This window comes from Neobacillus sp. DFD-2R, from assembly GCF_057747865.1.
Map to the genome: position 1 here is coordinate 5,434,217 of NZ_CM173228.1, position 18,284 is coordinate 5,452,500.

Below are 18,284 nucleotides of genomic sequence, written 5' to 3' on the forward strand. Positions count from 1 at the left end.
AAAAGTTATTGTTTGTTTGCACGATTTTGTTTGTTTAGTTTTCAAAGATCAATTTCTAATGCCGCTCACAAGCGACTTTATTAATATAACATTTTCAGTTGTTTAAGTCAACAACTTTTTGGATTTGTTTTTCGTCGTTCGCTGACGACTTTTCATATATTACAGCAATTCAGCGAATCGGTCAATACATTATTATAAAAAAATTATTTCGTTTAATTATTAGAGCTAATTCGCCGATTATTGAGCCCCTAAGGGCGAAGACAAAAGGCGCAGTTCCCCTATGAGAAATAGGAAAACCGCTGTTACACAGCGGTTTCGTGGTTAAAAAATCCATTTTTGAATAGCTACTAAAGCAAATAACCCCGGTATCCCTAAGAAACCCGATACAGCCGATGTGGCAAAATTAATAGGTACATGAATGCCGTAACGATTACCCGCAACATTTAGGAAGAATAAGAATAATGCTCCAATTAATAATTTAATAACAGCTTGGCCCACAAATCTTACGGATTTAAACGGACCGCCTGTAAATAATAATAAAAGTATAAGCCCGCCTAAAACGGATATTACGATAATTGGTTCCAAAAAAGCTATCCCCCTCCAAGTTTTATTACTAACTTTATGTACAAGTCTGTAAAAATAGACCATGGATGGGAATAGCTTAATTCTTATTCTTATCTCTTTAGCGTTATACTTCGCTGTTTTGCTTCTTTTAATAGAAAGAAATATTTTACTTCCGCTATTTTTGTTTGACAAATAACTTCCTCTGATGGATCAAAGCTTTTATCTAAAAGCAGTTTTTGCTGCTGCCAATCTGCCTTATATTCAGTTAATTGGGTTAACAGCTTTTCATCAAACTCTTTTCGGAGCCTTCCTTTACGCCGAAAAAACATAGTTGATTCCCCCGGTATTTATAATTCTCTTCGGCCCTCTAACGCTTTTGATAAGGTAACTTCATCCGCATACTCAAGGTCCCCGCCAACAGGAAGACCATGGGCAATTCTTGTCGTTTTAATCCCTGACGGCTTTAACAATCTTGAAATATACATGGCTGTTGCTTCACCTTCAATATTCGGATTTGTCGCTAAGATTACCTCCTGCACCGTTTCGTCCTGCAGTCGCTTTAATAAATCGGGGATATTAATATCCTCCGGTCCAATCCCATCCATCGGAGAGATTGCACCATGTAAAACATGATACAAACCATTGAACTCCTTCATTTTCTCCATAGCGATAACATCTTTTGGATCCTGAACAACGCAGATAATGCTCTTGTCCCTCCGCACATCCTCACAAATGTAGCAAGGGTCTTGATCAGTAATATGCCCGCATACTGAACAATAAGTAAGATTACGTTTTGCATTCACCAGTGCTTTCGCAAAATCAAGTACAGTGTCTTCTTTCATACTTAAGACAAAAAAAGCCAGACGTGCAGCCGTTTTTGGGCCGATACCTGGCAATTTCATAAAGCTGTCTATTAGCTTTGAGATCGGTTCAGGATAATGCATGTATTTCCTCTCCTAAAAAGGAAGATTCATTCCTTTTGTAAATTGCCCCATTGTATTATTGGTCAGCTCATCTACCTTTTTAAGGGCATCATTGGTTGCTGCTAAGACTAGATCCTGGAGCATTTCGACATCTTCCGGATCCACCGCTTCAGGATTAATTTTCACTTCCACTACTTCCTTATGTCCTGTAACAATTACAGTAACCATACCGCCGCCCGCAGTGCCTTCGATCTTTTGCTGACCTAACTCCTCTTGTGCTTTAGCCATTTCCTTTTGCATTTTTTGCATTTGCTTCATCATATTTTGCATATTTCCCATTCCGCCACGCATCATCATTTCTACCTCCAATTAATTAATCAATAATTTCTACAAATTCAGCACCAAACAGTTTTTTTGCCTCCGAAATATGCGGTTCTTCCTCTTGCTTATTTTCACCGCTCTCTCCTTCATCAGCATGCTGCGTACTTAAAAAGCTTTCTCTGATGGATATCCATTGATCTTCAGGAATACCCAACAAAGAAAATCTTTTTCCCGTTAATTCATTTAATGCTGTTGTCATTGTTTCGATAAACCGGGTATTTTCCATAGCCATTTGACAATGAATTTCATGTTTAAATTTTACAATAAAGGCATTTGAGGAAGCGGCCACAGGTTCAGCTTCATTTAATAATGCCGCATGGGATTTCATTAACCTTGTCAGCATTTCTGCCCATTTACTCTTAATTTGATTTAAATCACTTTTCGTTGCTTGTTTTAAAACTTCATTTATTTTACCGACTGCAGGTTGGAAACCTTTTCTCGAAGCTCTTTGAGCAGGTTTTGGTGCAGAAGGGGCTGATTCCTGAGATACCGTTACGCCGCCGGCCTTCAACTGCTGTAATTCATTTTCCAGCTGTTCAATTCTCGAAATTAACTGTAAGACTTGATCTGTCTGAGGTTGTTCTATTTGCTTCACTTCCATTTGGCATAGCTTAACAATAGCGACCTCCAGAAAAATTCTTGGGTGGTTCGTCCAGCGCATTTCTTGCTGTGTTTTATTTAATAGATCAATAAGCTGATATATATGAGCAGTCTGTGTCGATTCTGCCATACGAAGGAAATCATCATCCAACATTACTCTTTCTAAGGATTCCTCAAGATTTGGCGCCGTTTTAAACAGCAGCATATCACGATAAAATAAAATTAAATCCTCAATAAAACGGGTTGGATCTTTACCATGGAATAAAAGCTCCTCCAACACATCTAATCCGGTTGCAACATCCTTCTCTTGGAATGCATTTGCTAATTTGTTTAGAAAGCCCTGTGATACAGAGCCTGTTACAGTAAGCGCATCCTCTAAGGTAACACGTTCCTGACTAAAGGATATCGCTTGATCTAATAAACTTAAGGCGTCACGCATACCGCCTTCCGCTGCTCTTGCAATCATTTGCAGCGCCCGTTCATCGCATGAAACCCCTGTTTCCTCGACAATTAACTTCATCCGATTCACGATCGATTGGGCTGTTATCCGTCTAAAATCGAAGCGTTGGCATCTAGAGATAATCGTCAGCGGTATTTTATGGGGCTCCGTTGTGGCCAAAATAAAAATAACATGCTTCGGTGGTTCTTCTAATGTTTTTAGCAAAGCATTAAAGGCGCTAATGGATAGCATATGCACTTCATCAATGATATAGACCTTGTATTTAACAGCTGTAGGGGCAAATTTGACCTTATCAAGGACATCACGCATTTCTTCCACACGTGAGTTTGATGCGGCGTCAAATTCCAGAACATCCGAAATTGTTCCGTTTGTAATCCCTCGGCAGGCTGCACATTCATTACAGGGCTCAGTTACAGGTGCACGCTCGCAATTAACCGCTTTCGCTAAAATCTTTGCCGCACTTGTTTTACCAGTCCCTCTAGGTCCGGAGAATAAATAGGCGTGAGAAATTTTCTCTTGGAGAAGGGCGTTTTGCAATGTCTTGGTTACATGTTCTTGTCCTACTACATCGAGAAATGTTTGCGGACGCCAAACACGATATAAAGCCTGATAAGCCAAAAAACACCGCCCCCTTCCGAATTTTCATCTAATTTATTATACTCTATCTAAATTTATTTTTCCAAAACGAATTCATTAGAGTTCACAAAAAAACTCATCCCGAAATCGAGATGAGTCATTTTATAGGCATATGTAATAACTGCCGTGCACCTTCCTTCGACTGACGCCCATAAGCGTTACTTAAGCAGTTAGCTCGGCCCAGGCAACCCTGCGGCACATGGGAGCGTCCACTTAATGCTGCTTCCTTCCGGACCTGACATGGTTCATGGATTCCCATTGCGCAGGACCAAGGCGTCAACACCACTTACTTAAGGCAGACCCTACAGGACATCAGCCTCAGGAAGGGATTCAGTCTCGCTAGAGCGGATTGCGAGTACAGGGCACCGCTACCTCCCCACCTAGCACGGCAAAGTTGATACCAATTTTTAAGTGCGTCGATATGACGCTTTTTTAGTATACAAACATTCAGAGAAAAAATCAATCTTTATTCCCTGTCAATTCCTGTCACATTATCCAATTGTGACTCTCTTGCCTGTTTTCTTTCTAATTTTCTTCTTTCCCTAATCCCTCGAAAAAAACTGGAGAGCATGTGACCGCACTCTTCCTCCAATACTCCTTTTGTAAGTTCACATTGATGATTGAAGCGCTCATCCTGCAAGAGATTCATAAATGTGCCCGCACACCCGCCCTTTGGGTCTGCTGCACCATAGACCACTCTTTTTACTCTTGATAAAATAATCGCTCCCGAACACATTGGGCAAGGTTCCAATGTAACATACAGAGTAGCATCCTCCAGACGCCAAGAGCCTATTTCCCTACAAGCAAGGTCGACGGCTAATAGTTCAGCATGCGCAACGGCATTTTGCTGACTTTCCCGCAAATTATGTGCCCGGGAAATAATTTTATCACCGATAACAATTACGGCTCCAATCGGTACCTCATTTAATTCCTCCGCCTTTTTCGCTTCCTTTATTGCTTCTCTCATATAATGTTCATCTTTAATCAGATCTTCCATCACAACGTTTCCCCTTTTAAACGGGCAGAAATTACTTCCACTCTCCAAAATAGAATAAGAAAGAGATAAATAGATGAATTATATCCTTCCTGCCTTAATTATTATTGACATGATTATTAACTTTGATTTTTCCTACGGCCCCGTTATGGTCCGGCAATCAGGAAATTTACAATAATTATAACATTTATCCACTCCCACCCTCATAAAATAGGTGTAGCGTATGTTTAAAGGGAGGGGATAGGATGCAAATTCATGTGGTTCGAAGTAATGAATCATTAGAAAGTATTGCCAGGTCATATCATACGACGGCTAAAGATATAACTGATGCAAATGAGTTGCCGAATCCAAACAATCTTGTCACGGGACAATCAATTATCATCCCGATCATCGGCAGTTTTTATTTTGTTCATCCGGGAGATAGCTTATGGACTATTTCAAAAAAAGTAGGAGTACCGCCTCAGGAGCTTGCTTCCGTAAATCGAATTTCGGTCAATCAACATCTCCAAGTTGGGTATCGGCTTTATATTCCAAGAACGAAAAAAAGAAATGCTGAATTTAACGGCTATGTAGAACCCCGCGGAACATCTGTTGCTCCTATTTTAGAAAACAGCGCCCGTGAGGCTGCACCCTATCTAACTTATTTAGCACCTTTCGCTTTCCAAGCCCGCCGTGATGGCACACTAAAGGAACCGTTGTTGAATAATTTCCCCGCTATTGCGAAAGCGAATCAAAATGTTTTAATGATGGTCATTAACAATCAGGAAAACGACCAATTCAGTGATGAATTAGGACGGATTTTATTAACTGATATCGCGATCCAAGATAAATTTTTAAACAGTGTTGTCACGACTGCAAAAAAATATGGGTTCAGGGATATCCACTTTGACTTTGAATACCTACGCCCGGTCGACCGCGAGGCCTACAATAATTTTTTAAGAAAAGCAAAGGCAAGATTTAAGAATGAAGGCTGGTTGATGTCGACCGCACTGGCTCCGAAAACAAGCGCGACGCAAAAAGGCAAATGGTATGAGGGACATGATTATAAGGCCCATGGGGAAATATCTGACTTTGTGGTTATCATGACCTATGAATGGGGCTATAGCGGCGGCCCAGCGATGGCGGTATCACCGATTGATCAGGTAAGAAGAGTTTTAGATTATGCGATTACAGATATTCCATCAACTAAAATCCTTATGGGCCAAAACCTATATGGATACGATTGGACCCTGCCGTTTGTTCAGGGAACAACAGCAAAGGCGGTCAGTCCGCAACAAGCGATTCAGCTTGCAGCAAGTCACCATGTCCCTATTCAGTATGATACAAAAGCGCAAGCGCCTCATTTCAATTATACAGATTCGAGCGGGAAGCAGCATGAGGTATGGTTTGAGGATGCCCGTTCGATCCAAGCCAAGTTTAACTTAATTAAAGAATTAAATATAAGAGGAATGAGCTACTGGAAGCTAGGATTGTCTTTCCCGCAAAACTGGTTATTAATCGTGGACAATTTCAATGTAACAAAAAGACCATCATAAATTTTTTCAACCAAGAACTGCCGATATTCGGCAGTTTCTTCATTTATTCGACATAAAACTACTTTCTTATAAATATTCCATATCCATTCCTGTTACAGATTGTGTTAAAATAAAGCTTGTGCCATTTTGAGTAGAAAATACCCAGTTAATACCGGTTAATACTAGAAGTGCAGGCATTGGAGAAGGAGGACATACAATGGGGGATACACCCTTTATTACCGTTGAAGGGCCGATTGGTGTAGGTAAAACATCTCTCGCCAAAGCCATTTCAAATCAATTTAATTTTGCTTTATTAAAAGAGATTGTTGACGAGAATCCATTTTTAGGGAAATTTTATGAAAATATCGAGGAATGGAGCTTCCAAACGGAAATGTTCTTTCTCTGCAATCGTTATAAGCAATTAGGGGATATCAATACCCATTACTTAAGCAGAAATCAAGCGGTTGTAGCCGATTATCATATTTTTAAAAACCTTATTTTTGCGCAAAGAACATTAAATAAGGATGAGTATCAAAAGTATAATAAAATCTATCAAATTCTTACAGAAGATATGCCGAAGCCTAATGTTATCATTTATTTAAATGCAAGTCTGGATACGCTTTTAAAGCGGATTAAAATAAGAGGGCGCGAAGTTGAGAAAAATATTAGCCCATTATATCTGGAACAGCTATCAATTGATTATGAAGCGGCCATTACGAGCTTTGAAGAATTGCATCCGGACATACCGGTTCTCCGTTTTAACGGTGATGAGTTGGATTTTGTAAAGAGCGAACAGGATTTAAACCATATTTTTGAAAAGCTATTATTATCGTTAAAAACTAACAGCTGGACAAACATAATATAAGAACAGGAGGATGTTCGTGAGCATCGTTATTGGTGGAATGATTGGACTTGGAAAAACCAGTGTTGCTGACACATTGAATGCACACTTTCAAAATAGAGGTATTAATAGTAAGGTTTTTTATGAAGCGGTGGATGACAATCCGATTCTCCCGCTCTATTATGAATTGACTCCTGAAGAGTTAGATGCAAAGAAAATTCCCTTTCTCCTGCAATTATTCTTCTTAAATAAACGGTTTAAAACCGTTAAAGAGTGTCTTAACTGGCAAGAGCCTATTTACACAATTCAGGACCGTTCGATTTATGAAGATTGGTATTTTGCTTATGTGAATAAAAAGTTAGGCAGAATTTCAGACCTGGAATTCAAAATATATGAAGATCTTGTTGAAAATATGATGGAAGAGTTAAATGAACTTCCAAAAAAGGCGCCGGATTTAATGGTTTACTTAAAAGGTTCCTTTGATACGGTGATCGACCGTATTATGGCCCGCGGTCGAAGCTTTGAAATTAACCCTGAATTGAAAGAGTATTACTTCGAAGTATGGAAAGGTTATGATGAGTGGGTAATCAATCAATATGCTGCAAGCGAAGTGCTTATTATTGATATGGATACGACAGATGTCGTCAAAAGCAATGAGGATGCATTAAGAATTTGCCGTGATGTTGAAGAGAAATTAAATGAAATCTTAAATAAATCAAAAGCACATATTGGCTGATGCCGGATGTGCTTTCTTTTTTCCAAAGGATCTGTTAAACTTGCCTGTTGATTTCCGCTCCAATCAACATAGTGAGTTAAATCAACAATGAGCTTTAACAGAGCCTCTTCCAATAAACAAAAAAAATTCGTTACAATTTCTTGTAACGAATTTTATCTCCAGGTTTTATGCGCGATAGGTCAATAATAATTGTTATGGCGGAGGAAGAGGGATTCGAACCCCCGCGCGGTTTAACCCGCCTGTCGGTTTTCAAGACCGATCCCTTCAGCCGGACTTGGGTATTCCTCCATATTGACAAAAAATAATTTATCATAAACCCAACTAATTGTCAACAGTAAAATATGAATTATTCCGGACAGATAGATAGGTCCATCCGGAATATTTACAATCAAACTAGTTAGGCTTTATTACTTCACGATTACCCATATACGGCCGTAATACAGTAGGAATGACCACACCGCCATCCTCTTGCTGATAATTTTCCAAAATAGCGGCAACCGTTCTTCCAATCGCAAGTCCTGAACCATTTAAGGTATGAACATGTTCCGGTTTTGCCTTTGGATCACGGCGGAAACGTATGTTAGCACGACGAGCCTGGAAAGCCTCAAAGTTACTGCAGGAAGAAATCTCGCGGTATGTTTCGTAACTTGGGATCCATACTTCAATGTCGTATTTTTTGGCGGCTGTAAAGCCAAGGTCACCGGTACACATACTTAACACACGATATGGCAGCTCCAGCAATTGCAGGACTCTTTCTGCATCATTCGTCAGTTTCTCTAGTTCTTCATAGGACTCTTCTGGCTTTACAAACTTAACGAGTTCGACCTTATTGAATTGGTGCTGACGAATTAATCCCCGAGTATCCCTTCCCGCAGAGCCGGCCTCTGAGCGGAAGCACGCACTGTACGCCGCAAAGCGGATCGGCAGCTCATCCCCGTTTAAGATCTCATCCCGATGAAGATTTGTGACAGGTACCTCAGCTGTTGGAATTAAGAAAAAGTCTTCACTTTCAATTAAAAAGGCATCTTCTGCAAATTTCGGTAACTGCCCGGTTCCCGTCATGCTCGCACGGTTTACTAAATAAGGAGGCAAAATTTCCGTGTAGCCATGCTCATCAACATGGAGATCAAGCATAAAGCTGATTAATGCACGTTCTAAGCGGGCGCCAAGGCCTTTGTAAAATACAAAACGGCTTCCTGTAACCTTGCCTGCGCGTTCAAAATCAAGAATGCCTAATTGGTCGGCAATATCCCAATGCGGCTTTGCTTCGAACTCAAACTGACGAACCTGCCCCCATTTTCTAATTTCAATATTATCCTCCTCAGATTCGCCAATCGGAACGCTTTCATGAGGGATATTCGGAATGCTCAATAGCAATAGCTCCAGTGTCTCCTCCACACCGCGCAGTTCATCATCCAATAATTTAATTCGGTCGCCAACCTCACGCATTTCCTTGATTAAATGATCCGCATCCTGTTTCTCTCTTTTTAATGCTGCCACTTGCTGAGAAACCTCGTTCCGCTTACTTTTCAATTGTTCAGATTCCACAATTAATTCGCGTCTTTTTAGGTCAAGATCTTCAAACCGGCCAAGGTCGGTTAAATCTTCACCGCGATGCTGCAGCTTCTCCTTCACTTCAGCAAAATTTGCTCTTAAGTTTTTTAAATCAAGCATAATATTAGCACCCCTTAATCTTTGATAACTATCTAGCTCCATAAGAGTAAGCTTCGGAAGCATTACCTCTCACGAAGGAAAAGCGTTAGCTTTTCCGAGGAGCACCCAGCGACTAGTGTACTTCCCTCTCCGCCCTACGATAAGTCAACATCGAATCGCTCCGCTCTCCGTGTTTCCTTTATCTCAGTTGGAGAGGTCCAGTCCTGTCGTGCGCTAAACGGGCGCTTCCGCTTTTAATACAACAAAAAACTCCCGCCCCTAAAACAGGGACGAGAGTTACCCGCGTTACCACCCTGGTTAACAGTGCAAGACTGTTCACCTCGAAAAATTTAACGGTTTCTACCGAAAATACTTACTAACCCGTTATAGGTGTTCCGTATCCTACTCGAGGAGGGATTCACAAGCTTCATACACCGATTTACACCAGCCACCGGCTCTCTTAAGAATGAATTTCCCGTTACTAATTCCTCTCATTGCTTTAACATTATAAGAATTTTGTATATTTTAATTTACTATAATTATTAACCATTTGCAACCAAATTATACTAGTTGTTTTGCTTTTGCTTCCTTCACCATTTCAACGAAGTAAGCCGTAAGGCGATGATTATCTGTCAGTTCCGGATGGAACGAACAACCAAGAAATTGACCCTCACGTGCGGCGACAATGCGGTCATTGTGTTTTGAGAGAATTTCAACCTCCGGACCGGCCTCCACGATGTGCGGCGCCCGAATAAACACTGCTGGGAAACTTCCGGCTACATCCTTGATGTCGAGGTCTGCTTCAAAGCTATCTACTTGGCGGCCAAAGGAATTGCGTTCAACCGTAATGTCCATGACACCAATATGCGGATCATGGCCGATAATGTTTTTTGCCAGTAGAATCAGGCCGGCACATGTGCCAAACATCGGTTTTCCTGCCCGTGCAAATTCCTTCAATGCATCCATAAAATCATATTTGTCAATCAAACGGCGCATTGCCGTGCTTTCTCCACCGGGAAGAATTAAGCCATCTACCTCTTTTAATTCTTCTTTTCTTTTTATGGCTATCGCTTCGACGCCACATTCTTCAATCGATTTTATGTGTTCACGAACTGCGCCTTGCAAGGCAAGTACCCCTATTTTCACCATAAAAAATTACTCCTTGTCCAGCTTACGCTTTTCTTATTGCCTAGCTTCAGCGCCAAAGAAAGGCGCTTGTGCTTTTCCAATTACCAGCCGCGTTCCTGCATGCGTGCTTCAGGTGCAAGTGATGAAATTTCAATACCCTTCATAGGTGTTCCAAGATCCTTTGAAAGCTCGGCAATCAATTTATAATCTTGGTAATGTGTAGTCGCTTCAACGATGGCTCTTGCAAATTTTGCAGGGTTTTCGGATTTGAAGATACCTGAGCCAACAAATACACCATCCGCACCCAATTGCATCATAAGAGCGGCATCAGCAGGTGTTGCTACCCCGCCGGCAGCAAAGTTAACGACCGGAAGGCGGCCAAGACGTTTGATTTCAAGAAGCAGTTCATATGGTGCTCCTAAAAGCTTTGCTTCAGTCATAATTTCATCTTCGTTCATGCTAACAAGCTTACGTACTTGGGCATTTACCTTACGGATGTGACGAACCGCTTCAACGATGTTTCCGGTACCCGGCTCACCTTTTGTACGAAGCATGGATGCACCCTCACCGATCCGGCGGGCAGCCTCACCAAGATCGCGGCAACCGCATACAAACGGTACAGTATATTCTTTTTTATTTAAATGGAATTCTTCATCTGCAGGTGTTAATACTTCACTTTCATCAATATAGTCAACACCCATAGCTTCAAGGATACGAGCCTCAACAATATGACCGATTCTTGCTTTAGCCATCACAGGGATTGTAACTGCGCCTAATACTTCTTCAACAATTCGCGGATCGGCCATTCTTGCAACGCCGCCTGCTGCGCGAATATCTGAAGGTACACGTTCTAAGGCCATTACTGCAACTGCTCCTGCTTCCTCAGCGATTTTAGCCTGTTCCGCATTGATAACGTCCATGATGACGCCACCCTTTTGCATTTCTGCCATTCCCCGTTTAACACGATCTGTTCCAGTTATCATTCTAAATCCCCCTTGAGTTGTATTCTTTTCGAATTTTTAGACAAATCTTATTTTAAAATAGGATTTTTTATAGTTCCCTAAAGAAACTAAACAACAAAAAAGGATTCATGTCAAGACAAGAATCCTTTTTGTGAAATTTTCTTAAGGCTTTTTTAATTTTTCCTTAATTCCCTTTCTTATTTAAACCACCCTTTAACAGAAGTGGAAATGCCGTGGAACATTGTTCCAAAAAAGCCGCCGATTCCTCTCATTGTTAAAACAAACCAGTTTGCTTTTTCCACATCCTGAGCAGCAACAACAGGTACTTCCGCCTTTTTCTGACCTTCAGCGGTTAAGTAACTAATTTTATCGCCATTTATCGGTTTAACTGTTAAGTACCCGACAATGTCCCCTTTTTTTACCGGAGCCGTAAGTTCGCCGTTTTGATTTACCTTTGATTTATCCAACACGAGAACGGGCTGATAACTTTTCTTATCTCCATTTGGAATCACCATATTAAGAGCTGATTGGGTATAAATCTCTACCTGATTTTCTTTCCCTTTGATTACTTTAAGTGTTTTCTGCCCTTTTATCTGATAATTCTTAGGTACTATTTTTTCTTTCGTAAAGTTACTGAAAGCATAATCAAGCATTTTCCGCGTTTCTCCAAAGCGTGCTTGATACCCGCCTTTTCCTGAGGCATCTGTTGCATTTTGAACAACGGTAATAAATCGTTTTCCGTCACGCATTGCTGTTCCCGTAAAACAGTAACCGGCAAAGTCGGTGGTGCCTGTTTTTAGCCCGTCCATGCCTTGATAGCCGTAAACCAGGGTTGGCAGCATCCAGTTCCAGTTATCCATCTTAATTTGATCAGTAGTGCCTTGTCTGAACATCAGTGTAGGTGTGCTGGCTGTTTTTAAAACATCCGGGAAATCATTAATTAAGTGAAAAGCTAAGGTCGCGACTGAACGGGTTGACATTACATTCTCATCCGTAGCACCGCCTGAAGGCTGCTCCCCCTTATAATCACTATTATTTAATCCTGTAGAGTTAACAAACTTGAAATTTTTCAACCCCAGTTTGTTCCCCATATTATTCATCATTTTTACAAAGTTTGTTTCGGAACCGCCAATCACTTCTGCCAGTGCAATCGTTGCACCATTCGCAGAGTATATAGCCATGGCTTGATACAACTCTTTAACTTTATATTTACCGTCACGGCGTAAAGGAACGTTAGATAGATTACGATTTTGGGAAATTTTATAAACTAAATCATCAACCGCGAACTCTTGATCCCACTTTACCTTGCCGTGTTTAATCGCATCGAGCAAAATGTATTCTGTCATCATTTTAGACATACTTGCAATTCCAAGCGGACTATCTGCATTTTTTTCATATAAAACTTGACCGGTTTCACCATCGACTAAAATTGCACCACTGGCATTTACATTTAATGCCACTGTCTGTGCTTCAGCTTTATTCAACCCGGCAAAAAGGCTGAAAAACATAATCATTGCCAATGCGCTGGCAATATATTTCTGATAAACATGTTTGTTCACTATAACGCCCTCCAACGAATTAATACACCTTGGTTATTTTAACATAACTCTATAGCAAAGCATAGCTAGAGCAATGTCCTATCTTTATTCTATATCCGTTATATATTCCATATTAATTAGGACTTTTTCAGTAATTAAACTGATACCTCTTCCTTTTTTCCCACAAAAAAAACAGAGAAGTGTCACAACACCTTCTCTGTTTTTTATTATTTGGCCGTGTTAAACTTGCCAGTTGATTTGCGCTCCAGGCGCTTCGCTTTCCGCTCCAATCAACAAGTTACGAAATCAGCAATGGCCTTTAACACAGCCTATTATTTATGATAAGGAATAATTCGGTGCTTCTTTTGTAATTTGTACATCGTGCGGGTGGCTTTCCCTTAATCCGGCACCTGTCATCTTAATAAATTGCGCCTTATTTCGTAATTCATCCAAGTCTTTTGTTCCGCAATAGCCCATTCCGGAGCGCAAGCCGCCAATTAATTGATAGACGGTCTCTGTTAATGGTCCTTTATATGGCAGTCGGCCTTCAATACCCTCAGGTACGAATTTTTTATTGTCTTCTTGGAAATATCGGTCTTTCGACCCCTTTTCCATGGCTGCAACTGAACCCATGCCACGATATACCTTGAAACGGCGTCCCTGGAATATCTCAGTCTCACCCGGGCTTTCGGAAACACCCGCAAGAAGACTTCCGAGCATAACAGCGTGTCCGCCTGCAGCAAGTGCTTTTACGATATCTCCGGAGTATTTAATACCGCCATCTGCAATAATCGTCTTTCCATGCTTCATAGCTTCTGTAGCGCAATCATAGACTGCCGTAATTTGCGGAACCCCGACACCTGCAACGACTCTGGTGGTACAAATGGAACCGGGTCCTATTCCGACCTTGACAATATCAGCTCCCGCTTTAATTAAATCTTTTGTCGCTTCGGCAGTCGCAACATTTCCGGCAATAATGGTTAGTTCAGGGTAAGCATTTCTGATTTCTTTGACAGTATCAAGTACACCCTTAGAATGACCATGTGCAGTATCGACAACAATAACATCCACGTTAGCCTTAACAAGTTTGTCTACACGTTTCATCGTGTCGTTTGTTACTCCTACAGCGGCACCGGCTAATAAACGTCCTTGTTTATCTTTCGCAGAGTTCGGGAATTCAATTACCTTTTCGATATCCTTTATCGTAATGAGACCCTTCAAAACTCCTTGATCATCTACAAGTGGCAGTTTTTCAATTTTATACTTTTGCAGGATTTTTTCAGCCTCTTTCAATGTCGTTCCAACTGGAGCCGTAACAAGATTCTCTCTTGTCATCACGTCAGAAATTTTAAAGGAATAATCCTGGATAAAACGTAGATCCCGATTCGTTATTATCCCAACAAGCTTTTGTTCCTCAATATTATTTACAATAGGTACACCTGAAATCCGATATTTCCCCATCAAATGTTCAGCATCATAAACTTGATGCTCCGGTGTTAGGAAAAAAGGATCCGTAATAACTCCACTTTCCGATCTCTTTACCTTTTCAACCTGTTCTGCCTGCTGTTCAATGGTCATGTTTTTATGAATGATTCCTAAGCCGCCTTGACGGGCCATAGATATGGCCATTTCCGATTCGGTAACAGTATCCATACCTGCGCTAATAAGCGGTATATTCAGCTTTACGTTTGCTGACAATTCAACTTGAAGATTGACATCACGCGGAAGGACTTCTGACTTACCCGGAATTAATAATACATCATCGAAGGTTAAACCTTCTTTTACAAATTTACTTTCCCACATTTTACGGCCTCCAGGACAAAAATTTTTATTTGTAGGTTATCAATTGGACAAAATACTGTCAAGAGAGAAGTTTTTAATTAATTTTTCTGAAAAAGGGGTTTTTTACTTTGAGCGCTCAATTTGACGGCTGGAAAAGCTACGCCTGTTTTTTTTCTGCAGAATATTGCCAAGCTTATTTAAAGAATAGTTATTATAAATCCAACCTTGATAATCCTGAACAAAAAAGCTACGAAAATTGCTACCCTTTTCTTTATTATTTAGAACACGGTCAGATTTATTATCAGCAAGCAGAAAAAGCTCCACTTATCTTGAAACCAATCCTGCTTTTTTACGGACTCGTCCATTTAATTAAAGCTTGTATACTCACGATTGATCCATCCTATCCGGAAACAACAACAGTATTGGCACATGGTGTTTCAACAAGAAAAAGAAAAAAGCAAAACTACCATTTTTTCCAGGATGAGGTAAAATTTCAAAAGAATGGTCTTTTCCCCTTTATGTCTGAAAAATTGTTTCACATGAAACAATTGGAGGGGGAAAAGGCCACTATGGAAGAACTGCTTCAGTTAATTCCCGAATTAGATGAGTTATTTTATCTACTGGAAGGTAAGAGAACATTCATAAAAATTCATTCACATGAAAAGCAATTTATGATACCCGACAGCATTTTAGACCACTATCATATGACGGAAAACCGCTTTAAGGAGTTCCTTACATCAAAATTTGAAAAACCTATTGAATTTTCTCACGAAGGTCTTATTTTTACAATGGAGGAAAGTTCTCTTAAAGGGATTTCACCATTAAAATATAATTTGGACCATGGCTTTTTTGCTCTTCCAATGAAAAAAAGTGACTCTCTTCATATGCCGGAGCTGCTTATTCATTATTTACTTCTTTATAATTTAAGTATGATTGCCCGTTATGAAACCGAATGGTGGAGTGAATTAACAAAAATGATGCCAAACAAGGATTACCCATTTATACACTCCTTCTTAAATATTACAGCACAAAAAGGACCATATTTAGTTTATCAATATTTGATTGGGAATAATAGTAAGAAAAGCAATGCTTAAGATTTTGTGAAAATACAACAAATTTCAGGCAGTATTATTCATTTGTATTTATATTTATGCTTTCAAGGACATAAAAAAGGACAACCCAAATCAGGTTGTCCTTCATTTTTGCCTGGCAACGTCCTACTCTCACAGGGACAAAGTCCCAACTACCATCGGCGCTGAGAAGCTTAACTTCCGTGTTCGGTATGGGAACGGGTGTGACCTTCTCGCCATTGCTGCCAGACTATTTTCTTTGAGGTTTCATTCCCTCAAAACTGGATAATGCAGAAGAAGTTTGGTAAAAACGAGTTCACCTTGTTCATATAAATATGACTTGGTTAAGTCCTCGAACGATTAGTATCAGTCAGCTCCACACGTCACCGCGCTTCCACCTCTGACCTATCAACCTGATCATCTTTCAGGGTTCTTACTAGCTTGACGCTATGGGAAATCTCATCTTGAGGGGGGCTTCATGCTTAGATGCTTTCAGCACTTATCCCGTCCGCACATAGCTACCCAGCGATGCCTTTGGCAAGACAACTGGTACACCAGCGGTGCGTCCATCCCGGTCCTCTCGTACTAAGGACAGCTCCTCTCAAATTTCCTGCGCCCACGACGGATAGGGACCGAACTGTCTCACGACGTTCTGAACCCAGCTCGCGTACCGCTTTAATGGGCGAACAGCCCAACCCTTGGGACCGACTACAGCCCCAGGATGCGATGAGCCGACATCGAGGTGCCAAACCTCCCCGTCGATGTGGACTCTTGGGGGAGATAAGCCTGTTATCCCCGGGGTAGCTTTTATCCGTTGAGCGATGGCCCTTCCATGCGGAACCACCGGATCACTAAGCCCGACTTTCGTCCCTGCTCGACTTGTAGGTCTCGCAGTCAAGCTCCCTTGTGCCTTTACACTCTACGAATGATTTCCAACCATTCTGAGGGAACCTTTGGGCGCCTCCGTTACTCTTTAGGAGGCGACCGCCCCAGTCAAACTGCCCACCTGACACTGTCTCCCACCCCGATGAGGGGTGCGGGTTAGAATTTCAATACAGCCAGGGTAGTATCCCACCGACGCCTCCACCGAAGCTAGCGCTCCGGCTTCTACGGCTCCTACCTATCCTGTACAAGCTGTACCAAAATTCAATATCAGGCTACAGTAAAGCTCCACGGGGTCTTTCCGTCCTGTCGCGGGTAACCTGCATCTTCACAGGTACTATAATTTCACCGAGTCTCTCGTTGAGACAGTGCCCAGATCGTTACGCCTTTCGTGCGGGTCGGAACTTACCCGACAAGGAATTTCGCTACCTTAGGACCGTTATAGTTACGGCCGCCGTTTACTGGGGCTTCGATTCAGAGCTTCGCTTGCGCTAACCCCTCCTCTTAACCTTCCAGCACCGGGCAGGCGTCAGCCCCTATACTTCGCCTTGCGGCTTCGCAGAGACCTGTGTTTTTGCTAAACAGTCGCCTGGGCCTATTCACTGCGGCTCTTCGAGGCTATTCACCCCAAAGAGCACCCCTTCTCCCGAAGTTACGGGGTCATTTTGCCGAGTTCCTTAACGAGAGTTCTCTCGCTCACCTTAGGATTCTCTCCTCGCCTACCTGTGTCGGTTTGCGGTACGGGCACCTTTTATCTCGCTAGAGGCTTTTCTTGGCAGTGTGGAATCAGGAACTTCGGTACTAAATTTCCCTCGCTGTCACAGCTCAGCCTTCACGCAAGCGGGATTTGCCTCGCTTGCAGCCTAACTGCTTAGACGCGCATATCCAACAGCGCGCTTACCCTATCCTCCTGCGTCCCCCCGTTGCTCAAACGATAAAGAGGTGGTACAGGAATATCAACCTGTTGTCCATCGCCTACGCCTTTCGGCCTCGGCTTAGGTCCCGACTAACCCTGAGCGGACGAGCCTTCCTCAGGAAACCTTAGGCATTCGGTGGATGAGATTCTCACTCATCTTTCGCTACTCATACCGGCATTCTCACTTCTAAGCGCTCCACCAGTCCTTACGGTCTGACTTCAACGCCCTTAGAACGCTCTCCTACCACTGACATCGAAGATGTCAATCCACAGCTTCGGTGATACGTTTAGCCCCGGTACATTTTCGGCGCAGAGTCACTCGACCAGTGAGCTATTACGCACTCTTTAAATGGTGGCTGCTTCTAAGCCAACATCCTGGTTGTCTAAGCAACTCCACATCCTTTTCCACTTAACGTATACTTTGGGACCTTAGCTGGTGGTCTGGGCTGTTTCCCTTTTGACTACGGATCTTATCACTCGCAGTCTGACTCCCACGGATAAGTCTTTGGCATTCGGAGTTTGTCTGAATTCGGTAACCCGATGAGGGCCCCTAGTCCAAACAGTGCTCTACCTCCAAGACTCTTACTACGTGAGGCTAGCCCTAAAGCTATTTCGGAGAGAACCAGCTATCTCCAAGTTCGATTGGAATTTCTCCGCTACCCACACCTCATCCCCGCACTTTTCAACGTGCGTGGGTTCGGGCC

At 41.9% G+C, this 18,284-nt stretch carries 15 protein-coding genes, 1 tRNA gene, 2 rRNA genes, 1 other RNA gene and 1 other annotated feature (1 of these 20 cut by a window edge); of the genes, 4 read left to right on the forward strand and 15 right to left on the reverse strand.

Going from position 1 to position 18,284, the window contains the following annotated elements; translation table 11 throughout:
* Window positions 1-321: 321 nt before the first annotated feature.
* From AC3ANV_RS27355 to tadA, 7 genes are all read right to left on the reverse strand, one after another.
* Window positions 322-585 carry a pro-sigmaK processing inhibitor BofA family protein gene (locus tag AC3ANV_RS27355; protein WP_488311646.1) on the reverse strand — a complete coding sequence of 88 codons (264 nt, stop codon included), beginning with the start codon at window positions 583-585 and terminating at the stop codon, window positions 322-324.
* Window positions 586-674: 89 nt separating this feature from the next.
* The gene (locus AC3ANV_RS27360; protein WP_488311647.1) at window positions 675-893 is read right to left on the reverse strand and encodes a YaaL family protein; all 219 of its coding nucleotides are present in this window, start codon (window positions 891-893) and stop codon (window positions 675-677) included.
* Between the two features lie 18 nt (window positions 894-911).
* On the reverse strand, window positions 912-1,508 hold the full coding sequence (gene recR / locus AC3ANV_RS27365; RefSeq protein WP_488311648.1) for a recombination mediator RecR: 597 nt from the start codon (window positions 1,506-1,508) through the stop codon (window positions 912-914).
* A gap of 12 nt (window positions 1,509-1,520) precedes the next feature.
* A complete protein-coding gene (locus AC3ANV_RS27370) occupies window positions 1,521-1,841 on the reverse strand; it encodes a YbaB/EbfC family nucleoid-associated protein (protein ID WP_488314350.1) in 321 nt (106 codons plus the stop codon).
* Window positions 1,842-1,860: 19 nt separating this feature from the next.
* Window positions 1,861-3,546, reverse strand: a complete 1,686-nt coding sequence (gene dnaX / locus AC3ANV_RS27375) for a DNA polymerase III subunit gamma/tau (RefSeq protein ID WP_488311649.1) — start codon at window positions 3,544-3,546, stop codon at window positions 1,861-1,863.
* 142 nt (window positions 3,547-3,688) lie between these two features.
* An RNA gene (ffs, locus tag AC3ANV_RS27380) (signal recognition particle sRNA large type) lies at window positions 3,689-3,953 on the reverse strand.
* A 77-nt stretch (window positions 3,954-4,030) separates the two neighbouring features.
* Window positions 4,031-4,552: a tRNA adenosine(34) deaminase TadA gene (gene tadA / locus AC3ANV_RS27385; RefSeq protein ID WP_488314351.1), complete on the reverse strand. Its 522-nt coding sequence runs from the start codon at window positions 4,550-4,552 to the stop codon at window positions 4,031-4,033.
* A gap of 251 nt (window positions 4,553-4,803) precedes the next feature.
* Here tadA and AC3ANV_RS27390 point away from each other — a divergent pair, with 251 nt between their 5' ends.
* From AC3ANV_RS27390 to AC3ANV_RS27400, 3 genes are all read left to right on the forward strand, one after another.
* On the forward strand, window positions 4,804-6,093 hold the full coding sequence (locus AC3ANV_RS27390; RefSeq protein ID WP_488311650.1) for a glycosyl hydrolase family 18 protein: 1,290 nt from the start codon (window positions 4,804-4,806) through the stop codon (window positions 6,091-6,093).
* A 196-nt stretch (window positions 6,094-6,289) separates the two neighbouring features.
* On the forward strand, window positions 6,290-6,937 hold the full coding sequence (locus tag AC3ANV_RS27395; protein ID WP_488311651.1) for a deoxynucleoside kinase: 648 nt from the start codon (window positions 6,290-6,292) through the stop codon (window positions 6,935-6,937).
* 10 nt (window positions 6,938-6,947) lie between these two features.
* Window positions 6,948-7,649: a deoxynucleoside kinase gene (locus tag AC3ANV_RS27400; protein ID WP_488311652.1), complete on the forward strand. Its 702-nt coding sequence runs from the start codon at window positions 6,948-6,950 to the stop codon at window positions 7,647-7,649.
* A gap of 195 nt (window positions 7,650-7,844) precedes the next feature.
* Here AC3ANV_RS27400 and AC3ANV_RS27405 read toward each other — a convergent pair.
* The 6 genes from AC3ANV_RS27405 to guaB form a co-directional block, all read right to left on the reverse strand.
* Window positions 7,845-7,937 (reverse strand) — tRNA-Ser (locus tag AC3ANV_RS27405).
* Between the two features lie 105 nt (window positions 7,938-8,042).
* Entirely contained in the window at window positions 8,043-9,323 is a 1,281-nt protein-coding gene (serS, locus tag AC3ANV_RS27410; RefSeq protein WP_488311653.1) for a serine--tRNA ligase, read from the reverse strand.
* A gap of 262 nt (window positions 9,324-9,585) precedes the next feature.
* Window positions 9,586-9,806, reverse strand: a binding site (T-box leader).
* A gap of 57 nt (window positions 9,807-9,863) precedes the next feature.
* Window positions 9,864-10,451 carry a pyridoxal 5'-phosphate synthase glutaminase subunit PdxT gene (gene pdxT, locus AC3ANV_RS27415; RefSeq protein ID WP_488311654.1) on the reverse strand — a complete coding sequence of 196 codons (588 nt, stop codon included), beginning with the start codon at window positions 10,449-10,451 and terminating at the stop codon, window positions 9,864-9,866.
* An 80-nt stretch (window positions 10,452-10,531) separates the two neighbouring features.
* A complete protein-coding gene (pdxS, locus tag AC3ANV_RS27420) occupies window positions 10,532-11,413 on the reverse strand; it encodes a pyridoxal 5'-phosphate synthase lyase subunit PdxS (protein WP_488311655.1) in 882 nt (293 codons plus the stop codon).
* Between the two features lie 176 nt (window positions 11,414-11,589).
* Complete coding sequence (locus AC3ANV_RS27425; RefSeq protein WP_488311656.1) at window positions 11,590-12,951, reverse strand: serine hydrolase; 1,362 nt, start codon at window positions 12,949-12,951, stop codon at window positions 11,590-11,592.
* Between the two features lie 315 nt (window positions 12,952-13,266).
* On the reverse strand, window positions 13,267-14,733 hold the full coding sequence (gene guaB, locus AC3ANV_RS27430) for an IMP dehydrogenase (protein ID WP_488311657.1): 1,467 nt from the start codon (window positions 14,731-14,733) through the stop codon (window positions 13,267-13,269).
* A gap of 107 nt (window positions 14,734-14,840) precedes the next feature.
* On the opposite strand from guaB, the gene AC3ANV_RS27435 reads away from it, so the two are divergent.
* Window positions 14,841-15,806 (forward strand): YaaC family protein, encoded by a 966-nt coding sequence (locus tag AC3ANV_RS27435; protein ID WP_488311658.1) that lies wholly within the window; start codon window positions 14,841-14,843, stop codon window positions 15,804-15,806.
* A 110-nt stretch (window positions 15,807-15,916) separates the two neighbouring features.
* Here AC3ANV_RS27435 and rrf read toward each other — a convergent pair.
* Both rrf and AC3ANV_RS27445 read right to left on the reverse strand, forming a co-directional pair.
* Window positions 15,917-16,032 (reverse strand): 5S ribosomal RNA (gene rrf, locus AC3ANV_RS27440).
* Window positions 16,033-16,122: 90 nt separating this feature from the next.
* A 23S ribosomal RNA gene (locus tag AC3ANV_RS27445) occupies window positions 16,123-18,284 on the reverse strand (it continues 774 nt past the right edge of the window).